Raw genomic sequence first — 8,137 nt, forward strand, 5'->3', positions numbered from 1 at the left:
CCCACCACTAACCCCCACTCCCCACCCCAAGGACTATCGTCACCCCGTGCCCGGAGACCTGCTGATCCGCTCAGTCCGCCCGTGGCCCGCCGACCCCGGTGCGCCGACCGTCGACGTCCTCTGCTCGAACGGCACCCTCACCGCCTTCGGCCCGCACCTCCCCGCCCCGCCCGGCGCCACCACCGTCGACGGCCGCAACGGCGTCCTCCTCCCCGCCTTCACCGACGCCCACGCGCACCTCGACTCCACCCGCCTCGGCCTCCCCTTCCGCCCGCACTCCGCAGGGCCCGGCCTCACCGCCCTCGTCGACAACGACCGCCGCCACTGGCGCGCCGACGAGCCCGTCGCCGACCGCGCCACCCGCACCCTCGGCCGCACCATCGCCTCCGGCGCCACCCACGTGCGCAGCCACGCCCAGGTCGACGTCGACTCCGGCCTCGAACGCCTCGAAGGCGTCCTCGCCGCCCGCGAGGCCCACCGCGACCGGGCGCTCGTGCAGGTCGTCGCGTTCCCCCAGTGCGGCGTCCTGCGCGAGAAGGGCACCGCCGACCTGCTCGACGCCGCGCTGCGGGCCGGAGCCGACCTGGTCGGCGGGCTCGACCCGGCCTCCGCCGACCGCGACCCCGTCAAGCACCTCGACATCGTCTTCGGCCTCGCCGAGAAGCACCAGTGCGGCGTCGACCTGCACCTGCACGACGACGGCACCCTCGGCGCGTTCCAGATCGAGCTGGTCTGCGAGCGCGTCGCCGCCCTCGGGATGCGCGGCGAGGTCACCATCAGCCACGCGTTCGCCCTGTCCACCGTCGACGACCACCGCCAGGGCCTGCTCGTCGACCTCCTCGCCGAGCACGACGTCGCCGTCACCACCGTCGCCCCCGGCGCCCGCGACCCCCTGCCGCTGCACCGCCTGCGCCGCGCGGGCGTGCGCCTGGGCCTGGGCCAGGACGGCATCCGCGACCACTGGTCCCCCTACGGCGACGGCGACATGCTCGGCCGCGCCTGGCAGCTCGCCTACCGGGGCGGGTTCCGCCGGGACGACCAGGTCGAGATGTGCGTGGACATCGCCACCAGGGGCGGCGCGGCCGTCCTGGGCGCCAAGCTCGGGCTCACCGAGGGCTCGCCCGCGTCCGTCGTGGTCGTGCCCGGCGACACGGTCACCGCCGCCGTCATGGACCGCGCCCCGCGCGCGCTCGTCGTGCACGCGGGGCGCGTCGTCGCCGAAGACGGCGAGCTGGTCAGAACCTGACCAGCGCCTTCCCGGTGTTCTCCCCGCGCAGCATCCCGATGAACGCCGCGGGCGCGTTCGCCAGCCCGCCCTCGGTCACCGTCTCCCGGTAGCGCAGCTTCCCCTCCGCGATCCAGCCGCCCACCTCGCGGGTGAACTCCTCGCGCAGGTGGGCGTGGTCGCTGACGATGAACCCGCGCAGCGTGGCGCGCTTGCCCACCAGCAGCCCCAGGTTCCTCGGCCCGGCGGGCGCCTCCTCGGCGTTGTACGCCGAGATCGCCCCGCACAGCGCCGCCCGCGCGCCCGTGGTGAACGCCGTGATCGCCGCCTCCAGGTGCTCGCCGCCGACGTTGTCGAAGAACACGTCGACCCCGTCCGGGGCCGCCGCCGCGAGCTGCCCGGCGACGTCCCCGTCCCGGTAGTCGAACGCGGCGTCGAAGCCCAGCTCGTCCACCAGGTACCGCACCTTCTCCGGCGACCCGGCGCTGCCCACCACCCGCTTCGCCCCGCGCAACCGGGCGACCTGCCCCGCGACCTGCCCGACCGCGCCCGCCGCGCCCGACACGAACACCGTCTCGCCCTCGCGCATCCCGGCGACCTCCAGCAGCCCCGCCCACGCGGTCAGCCCCGGCATCCCCAGCACGCCCAGGTGCGCGCCCAGCGGCGCCGCGTCCGGGTCGACCTTCCGCGCCCCCTCGGCGGGCACCGCCGCGAACTCGCGCCACCCCAACCCGTGCAGCACGACGTCCCCCGGCGCGAAGTCCGGCGACCGCGACTCGACCACCTCGCCGACCGCCCCGCCGTCCAGCGGCGCGTTCAGGGCGTACGGCGGCACGTACGACTTCGCGTCCCGCATCCGCCCGCGCATGTACGGGTCGACGCTCATCACGAGGTTGCGCACCAGCAGCTCCCCGTCGCCCGGCGCCGGGACCGGGACCTCGACGAGCGCGAAGTCCGACTCGGTCGGGAAGCCCTTCGGACGGGCGGCCAGGTGGATCTCGTGCGCGGTGGTCATGCGCTTCTCCCTGCGGTGGGTTGCGGACATCCCCTCACCGCGGGTCAACGCGCCGTCACGCCGCGCTCTTCCCCGCCGCCCCGCCCGCCTTCGGCTCCCCGGACCCCGCCGCGGCCGGGTCCAGCACGGACAGCTCCCGGTAGGCGTACCCGAGCCGGGCGTACACGCCGATCGCGGTCGGGTTGTCCCGGTCGACCATGAGCGCGCACTCGCCGTGCCGCTCCAGCAGCTCGGCGGTGACGAACGCGCACAGCACCGACGACAGCCCCCTGCGGCGGAAACCGGGGTGCGTGGCGACCCCGCCGACGAACCCCACCCCGTCGGTGGACCACGCGTCGGCCGCCACCGCGGCGAGCACCCCGCCGACCCTGATCCCGGCCCACCGCGTCGCCCCCGGCTCACCTGGCCACACGTAACTGCGCGGGCTCGCGGCGGCCAGCAGGGCGGTCACCTCGGGCCAGTCCGACTCGGGCAGCCAGGCGCACTCCGGGGCCCGCTCCGGCAGGTCGTCGGGGTCGGCGCGCTCCATCCAGCCGAACGCGGCCCGCACCGGCACCCCCAGCCCGGCCGCCAGCTCGCTGGTGACCAGCGGCGACAGTCCGGGTGCGTGGTGCTCGTCCAGGAGGGCGCGGACGTCGTCGGGGGAGCCGTCCAGGACCAGCCGGTCGTGCCGGTTGAGCGCGGGGGCGAGCACGGCGACGGCGTCACCGCGCACCCAGGCCGCGCCACCGCGACCGGGGGCGAGGACCTGGGCGGACCAGCGGATCAGCGCGCCGCGCGCGGACAGCTCGGAGGGGTGGTGCAGACGCATGGGGGCATCATCGCCCGCGCCGGGTGCGGCTCGGGTCGCCGGGAGGTGCGGACGCCCCACGACGGCGGCGGACCGCGTCGCGGGGCCGCCCCGCTAGGACTTGCCGCCCCGGAACAGCGACCGCTTGGCCAGCGACTCCACCAGCCCCAGGTAGGCCAGCTCCACCTCGTTGTCGTACTCCAGCTGGTCCCTGGGCGGCACGGTCTCGTCGGGCCGGGGCCGCTGGCCGATGCTCTGGATCGACCGCTCCTCCCACAGCGCCTCCACGGCCTGCTGCCACAGCTCGTCCACGCCGAGCTGCGCGACCTTCTCCCGGTCGATGGCGGCGGCCATCCGGATCTGCGACTCGGCGAGCGCCTCGATCAGCTGCGCGACCCGCTCCCGGTCGACCTGCCGCATCCGCTCCACCGCGTCACCGGCGAGCTCGACGACCTCCTTGTACCGCTCGGCCGCCGACAGCGCGCCGCCGAACCCCGAGTTGACGCCGGGCACCGGCACGGCCCCCGGACCGCGGCCGTGAGCCGCCCCCCGTGCCGCACCCTGACCCGCGTCCGAGCCCGGTCCGGGCCCCTGCCCCGGAACCCGCCCCTCCGCCGAGAACGCCGTCATCGCCACCGGACCGCCGATCATGATTCCTCCCCCGTATCGAACGGGATGACCACCTGCGGGCGCGAGTGCTCGAACCGGTCGAAGAACAACCCCCTGCGGGGCCTCGGCGACCAGGACATCACCTGCTCGGGACCGAACGAGAGCAGCTCCTTGCCCTGCACGTCGAACGCGATCCACGAGCCGATGTCGTCGTACACGCCGGGCGGCAGGCTGTTCTTCAGCCGCTGCGCCCCGCGCCACCAGCCGAGCAGGTGCGTCCGGTTCTCCGGCCCGTGCTTGAGCAGCAGCCGGAAGCTGTCCACGCCGGTCGCGCGGGTCTTCTCGTCCTTGACCTCCAGCAGGCTCTGCGCCGCGTCGACCCCGTAGACGACCAGGTACTCCGGGACCACCGGACCCTCGAACGTCCCCGCGTTGATCTCCCGCAACCGCCTCGCGTGCTCGTCCACGACCTCGCGGAACCCCCGGCGCTCCTCCTCGGGCACCTCGCGGAAGTCCTTCAGCGGCACCTCGTCGACGATGAACCCCTCGTCCTTGAGCGCCTTGCTGAGCCGGTCCGCGTGCGGCCTCGCGTCGTCCACCAGGCACGCCACCGTGAACCGCGCCTGATCGGGGAAGTGCTGCCGCGCCAGCGACAGCGCCGCGCCCGCCAGCACCCCGGCCGCGTCCTCCGCCATCGACCCGATCACCGCCGTGTTCCGCCCCGGCGTCCGCGCGAACCGCACCTTCGCCGCGCTCCCGGCCACGTCGATCACCTGCCCCAGCAGCACCGTCGGGCTCGCCTCGCCCGGCCGCAGCGCCTGGAAGTCCGCCAGCCCGCCCAGCACCGGCACCCGGCTGCCGTCGAACAGGATCGGCTCGGGCAGCTCCTCCGGCCTGATCCGGTGCAGCTCGGCCTGCAGCGCGTCGAACGTGCCCCGCCTCGTCGCGTCCGGCACCCGAGCCACCCGGTTGCCCGGCCGCACCCCCGACTCGTGGTTCACCACCGCGTGCCAGCGGGGCAGCTCCACCGCCGCGTCGTTCTGCGGCTCCGCCAGCACCCGCCGCGCCTTCGGCAGCGCGATCCGCACGGTGAACTGCTCGAAGATCGCCGACTTGCCCCAGAACCCCTCGATGCCCGCCACGTCCTGGCTCGACAGCACCAGGTGGATGCCCTGCGACCGCCCGCGCCGCGCCACGTCCTCCAGCAGCTGCGTGGCCTGCGCGGTCACCTGGTCGCGCTCCCCGAACAGGTACTGGAACTCGTCGATCACCGCGACGACCCTGGGCCACCGCCCCTCGGGGTCCTCCTCACGCAGCTGCTCCAGCTTCGTGACCTCGTGCCGCTTCGCCGCGTCCGCGCGCCGCCGCATCTCGTCGGCCAGGAACCGCAGCAGCGCCACCCCGAACTCGCGGTCGGTGTTCACGTTCACCCCGACCAGCCGGGCGTGCGGCAGCCAGCTCGGGTCCTTGCGGCCCGGCGCGAACTGCGCGAACGACACGCCCTCCTTGAAGTCCAGCAGGTACAGCTCCAGCTCGTCCGGCGAGTACCGGGCCGCGAGGCTGCCCAGCATCGCGTACAGCAGGTTCGTCTTGCCCGACCCGCTCGGCCCGCCGATCAGCGCGTGCGGCGAGGTGTCGCCCAGCGCCACCGGCACCGGGTCGCCGTCGAAGAACCCCAGCGGGGCCACCACGCCCGCCGCCGACCGCTCCTGCCACGGCTCCTCGGGCAGCAGGTCCGCGAACGTGCCGAACCGGCTGCGCCGCTCCTCGCGCTTCTCCGCGATCGCCGCGCACGCCCTCGGCACCGCGTGGCGCGGCAGCGGCGGGTCCAGCAGCACCCGCACGTGCTTGCCGGTCATGGTGCAGGTCGCCGTGTGGTCCGCCGCCACCCGCACGGTCTCCACCGGCGAGTTCACCGTGATCGGGATGTCGACGATGAACAGCTGGATGCCGCACGCCAGCCCGTTGCGCGCCACCCGCTGCAACTGCTGCTGGTGCTCCTCCTTGAGCGCCTGCCGGTTGCCCAGCAGCACCGCGATCCGCCACGGCTCCGCGCGCCTGCCGCTGACCGCCCTGATCGACTGGTGGCCCTCCACCAGCACGCCGGTGTGCACGCGGCGGATCGTGTCGGACAGCTCGTCCAGCAGCTCGTGCAGCCGCGCCGGGTCGTGCACGGTCAGCAGGCCCGCCCTGGTCAGCGGGTACAGGCCGGGCAGCGAGCCGGTCAGCTGACCGACGTCCCACACGTGCACCTGCACCAGACCCGGCTGGAAGTGGCTGAGCACCCGCAGCAGCAGGCCCTCCACCAGCGACTCCGCCGTCGCGCGCGCCTCGGGCGCGGACGCCACGTGCAGGTGCGCCTGGTCCAGCAGCGGCACCGCCACCGGGAACCGCCGGGGCTCCGGGGCCGAGGGCACCTCGCCCTCGCCGATCCGCCACAGCTCCGGGACGCCGTCGCTGCCGTCCGCCGTGCCCGTCCCGCCCAGCCACACCTCGTGCGGCTGGGACGCGGTCCCCGGCGACGCCTCGCCGACGATCTCGGCCAGCCGGTCGGGGCCCTGCTCGGACCAGTCGCGGAACGCCTCGACGCGGTCGGCCATCGCGTGCGCCAGCACCGGCCCGAACAGCGGGTTCCGCAGCGGCCCGGCCAGCAGCGGGTCGACCAGGGCGCGGTCCACGCCCTGGCCGCGCACCATCACCTCGACCATGTCGCGGGCGCGCTCGGCCGCGATGGCGCGCTGCTCGCGCGCGGCGTTGCCCAGCGCCGCCGCCACCGCCCCGTGGAAGCGCTCCAGGGACGCCCTGATCCGCCACAGGCGGTCGTCGCGCCTGCTCACGTCACAGCTCCGCGGCCAACCGCTGGACCAGTTCCAGGCTGCTCACGATCAGCTCCAGTTCGTCGGGGAAGGCCTCGCGGGCCCGCAGGAACGCGGGCGGCACGAGCTCCTCGTGGTGGTTCTCACCCGCCTCCGCCAGCACGTCGACCGCGTCCACCAGCAGGTCCTGCGCCTCCCGCGTCAGGCGGTAGGCGTCCCGCAGGCCCTCGGCGACCTGCTCCAGCGCGAGCCGGACCTCCGCTACCGACGTCACAGCCTGGAGTTGATGCTCTCGGCCTGGGAGATCCCGTTCTCCAGGTACTTCTGGAGGTCCGAGACGCCGCTGGCGACCTGCGCGAACTGGGCGTTCGCCGACTCGACGTCGGACTGGGCGCTGCCCTGGGTCGCCGAGTTGAGCAGGGCCTGCGCGTCCTCGGCGAGGCTGGCGGCCTGCTGGAGCGCCTTCGCGCTCTCGTTGGCCTTGTCCACGGCCTGGGCGATCGCCGCGCGGACTTCTTCGATGCTGGCCATGTCGGTTACCGACCCCTCCTGAGAGCACGCAGTGGCCTGGCGACCACTTCTGTAATTGAAGTAATACCCAGAGTTTCACGCTAATCAAGCAAGATCGGCTGACAGGGTGGTGTGGTTACCCACTCATTCGGAGCAGCGCCCGCCGGCCCTCACGCGGGCGGTGTCCACTGGAATGCCGAGAGCGGTGTCGCCGTCAGCTCCAGCGAGGTGACGCCCGTTGTAGGGGCGGGCCCCGCTGACCAGCGCGCCACCGCCGACACCCCGACCCGCTCGACGCCGGACCACCCGTCGGGTGTCATCGCGGCGGCGGCGTCGAGGAGCGCCGAGGTGGGCGACGCCTCGCTCGCGCCGAGGTCGACGTGCACGGCCAGTAGTCGTCCGCCGGGGGCCACGCGGGTGATCTTGCCGGCCGGGGCGAGCCCGCGCGCTACCGACCGTGCCTGCTCCTCGGGGGACGAGGTCGGGTCGGTGATCGCGCGGATCTCCAGGATGAGCCGGACGGGCGAGTCCGAGAGGGGCTCGGGGGGTGCCGGGGCTGGTTCGTCCTGCGGGGTGGGCAGGGGGGCGGGTTCGGGGAGGGGCTGCGGGGGAGCCGGGGGGAGGACGGGGAACGGCGTGGTGGGGGGCTCGGTGGGTGCCGCAGGGGTGGGGGGAGCCGCCGGGGTGGCGGGGACGGCCGAGATGGCGGGGATCTCGACGCCGGGCGGGAAACCGGTGGGCGGCGGCGTGACGCCCCCGCGCTCGGTCCGCGCGGTCGGGACGGGCGCGGGCCACACCGGGGCGGGCCAGACCGGCGTCGGCCACGCCGCGGCGGCGCCCGCCCAGGTCGGCGCGCTGCCGGTGGGGCCCGCGGGGCGCTGGGGGGCGGCGGGGGAGGACGAGGGAGGCGGAACCGGCGGGGCTTCAGGGGAACCCTGGGCAGCGGGGGAGACCTGGGGTTCAGGGGACACCGGGGCTGCTGGGGACACCGGGGCCTCAGGGGGCAACTGGGCGTCAGGGAGGAGCGGGGCAGCGGGGGACGCTGGCGCTTCAGGGGACACCGCGGTGGCGGGGGGCTCCGGGGGCGTCGCGGCGCTGGCAGGCGCGAGGGACTCGGGCGCTGCCAGGGGTTCGTGGAGTGCGGCGGGTGCGAGGAACTCGGGCGTCGCCAG

The 8,137-nt window shown here is 75.1% G+C and carries 8 protein-coding genes; 1 reads left to right on the forward strand and 7 read right to left on the reverse strand.

Going from position 1 to position 8,137, the window contains the following annotated elements; translation table 11 throughout:
* The first annotated feature begins 46 nt into the window (after positions 1 to 46).
* Positions 47 to 1,246, forward strand: coding sequence for an amidohydrolase (locus ACTUAL_RS18240; protein ID WP_440901115.1), 1,200 nt, complete (start codon positions 47 to 49; stop codon positions 1,244 to 1,246).
* Here the strand turns inward: ACTUAL_RS18240 and ACTUAL_RS18245 are convergent.
* From ACTUAL_RS18245 to ACTUAL_RS18275, 7 genes are all read right to left on the reverse strand, one after another.
* A complete protein-coding gene (locus ACTUAL_RS18245; RefSeq protein WP_373565513.1) occupies positions 1,236 to 2,270 on the reverse strand; it encodes an NADP-dependent oxidoreductase in 1,035 nt (344 codons plus the stop codon). The genes ACTUAL_RS18240 and ACTUAL_RS18245 overlap by 11 nt on opposite strands.
* Positions 2,271 to 2,295: 25 nt before the next feature.
* Entirely contained in the window at positions 2,296 to 3,051 is a 756-nt protein-coding gene (locus ACTUAL_RS18250) for a GNAT family N-acetyltransferase (RefSeq protein WP_440901116.1), read from the reverse strand.
* A gap of 93 nt (positions 3,052 to 3,144) precedes the next feature.
* Complete coding sequence (locus tag ACTUAL_RS18255; RefSeq protein WP_096491363.1) at positions 3,145 to 3,681, reverse strand: hypothetical protein; 537 nt, start codon at positions 3,679 to 3,681, stop codon at positions 3,145 to 3,147.
* Entirely contained in the window at positions 3,678 to 6,476 is a 2,799-nt protein-coding gene (locus ACTUAL_RS18260; protein WP_440901117.1) for an FtsK/SpoIIIE domain-containing protein, read from the reverse strand. Before ACTUAL_RS18260 ends, ACTUAL_RS18255 begins: the two co-directional genes overlap by 4 nt.
* A 1-nt stretch (position 6,477) precedes the next feature.
* Positions 6,478 to 6,729, reverse strand: a complete 252-nt coding sequence (locus tag ACTUAL_RS18265) for a hypothetical protein (protein WP_096491365.1) — start codon at positions 6,727 to 6,729, stop codon at positions 6,478 to 6,480.
* Positions 6,726 to 6,986 (reverse strand): hypothetical protein, encoded by a 261-nt coding sequence (locus tag ACTUAL_RS18270; RefSeq protein WP_012783174.1) that lies wholly within the window; start codon positions 6,984 to 6,986, stop codon positions 6,726 to 6,728. The genes ACTUAL_RS18265 and ACTUAL_RS18270 overlap by 4 nt, the downstream gene beginning before the upstream one ends.
* A 149-nt stretch (positions 6,987 to 7,135) precedes the next feature.
* A complete protein-coding gene (locus tag ACTUAL_RS18275; protein ID WP_440901118.1) occupies positions 7,136 to 7,936 on the reverse strand; it encodes a hypothetical protein in 801 nt (266 codons plus the stop codon).
* Positions 7,937 to 8,137: the final 201 nt, after the last annotated feature.

Source organism: Actinosynnema sp., from assembly GCF_052038725.1.

What these genes read in the sequence shown, in the direction of transcription:
- ACTUAL_RS18250 (WP_440901116.1), bottom strand. Translation starts at nt 3,051, where the DNA reads ATGCGTCTGCACCACCCCTCCGAGCTGTCCGCGCGCGGCGCGCTGATC.
- ACTUAL_RS18270 (WP_012783174.1), bottom strand. Translation starts at nt 6,986, where the DNA reads ATGGCCAGCATCGAAGAAGTCCGCGCGGCGATCGCCCAGGCCGTGGAC.
- ACTUAL_RS18255 (WP_096491363.1), bottom strand. Translation starts at nt 3,681, where the DNA reads ATGATCGGCGGTCCGGTGGCGATGACGGCGTTCTCGGCGGAGGGGCGG.
- ACTUAL_RS18245 (WP_373565513.1), bottom strand. Translation starts at nt 2,270, where the DNA reads ATGTCCGCAACCCACCGCAGGGAGAAGCGCATGACCACCGCGCACGAG.